This window comes from Burkholderia sp. MSh2 (genome assembly GCF_000731655.1).
GTDB classification, from domain to species: domain Bacteria; phylum Pseudomonadota; class Gammaproteobacteria; order Burkholderiales; family Burkholderiaceae; genus Burkholderia; species Burkholderia paludis.
Genome location: NZ_JPGM01000144.1, coordinates 1 through 1,532 on the forward strand (window position 1 = coordinate 1; position 1,532 = coordinate 1,532).

The 1,532-nt window shown below is 61.2% G+C and carries 1 pseudogene; it reads right to left on the reverse strand.

The features are described from left to right. A pseudogene (locus GQ57_RS42900) lies at nucleotides 1-1,532 on the reverse strand (cell surface protein); the annotation flags it as partial.

Below are 1,532 nucleotides of genomic sequence, written 5' to 3' on the forward strand. Positions count from 1 at the left end.
GACAGTGAAGAAACCGAGCTAGTAGCCGACGACAGGCCGGTTGACGTCGAGGTGGACAACGACGACACCGTGCTGTTCGTCGAGCTCAGCCCCGTCGACAACGAACTGATGCCTGTCGAAGTTGACGTCGACAGCGAGGTGATCGAGCTACTGGCCGACGACAAGCCCGTCGAGGCCGAGGTCGACAACGACGACACCGTGCTATCCGTCGAGCTCAGACCCGTCGACAGCGAACTGATGCCCGTCGAGGTCGACGTGGACAACGACGTGATCGAGCTACTGGCCGACGACAAGCCGGTCGACGTCGAGGTCGACAACGACGACACCGTGCTGTCCGTCGAGCTCAGGCCCGTCGACAGCGAGCTGATGCCCGTCGAGGTTGACGTGGACAGTGAGGTGATCGAGCTGTTTGCAGACGACAAGCCGGTCGACGTCGAAGTCGACAACGACGACACCGTGCTGTCCGTCGAGCTCAAGCCTGTCGACAGCGAGCTGATGCCCGTCGAAGTCGACGTCGACAGCGAGGTGATCGAGCTGTTCGCCGACGACAAGCCAGTCGAGGTTGAAGTCGACAACGACGACACCGCGCTATCCGTCGAGCTCAGGCCGGTCGACAACGAACTGATGCCCGTCGAAGTCGACGTCGACAGTGAAGAAATTGAGCTGTCCGCAGACGACAGACCGGTCGACGTCGAAGTTGACAGCGAGGTGATCGAGCTGTTCGCCGATGACAGACCGGTCGACGTCGAGGTCGACAGCGACGACACCGTGCTGTCCGTCGAGCTCAAGCCCGTCGACAACGAGTTGATGCCCGTCGAAGTTGACGTGGACAGCGAGGTGATTGAGCTGTTCGCGGACGAAAGACCCGTCGAGGTCGAGGTTGACAACGACGACACCGCGCTGTCCGTCGAGCTCAGCCCCGTCGACAGCGAACTGATGCCCGTCGACGTTGACGTAGACAGCGAGGAAATCGAGCTATTGGCCGACGACAGACCGGTCGAGGTCGACGTCGACAACGACGACACCGTGCTATCCGTCGAGCTCAGACCCGTTGACAACGAGTTGATACCCGTCGAGGTCGACGTGGACAACGACGTGATCGAGCTATTGGCCGACGACAGACCGGTCGACGTCGAAGTCGACAACGATGACACCGTACTGTCCGTCGAGCTCAAGCCTGTCGACAGCGAACTGATGCCCGTCGACGCCGACGTCGACAGTGAAGAAATTGAGCTGTCCGCAGACGACAGACCGGTCGACGTCGAGGTCGACAACGACGACACCGTGCTGTCCGTCGAGCTCAGACCCGTCGAGGTCGACGTGGACAGCGAGGTGATCGAGCTACTGGCCGACGACAGACCGGTCGACGTGGAAGTCGACAACGACGACACCGCGCTATCCGTCGAGCTCAGGCCGGTCGACAACGAACTGATGCCCGTCGAAGTCGACGTCGACAGTGAAGAAATTGAGCTGTCCGCAGACGACAGACCGGTCGACGTCGAAGTTGACAGCGAGGTGATCGAGCCCGGCGC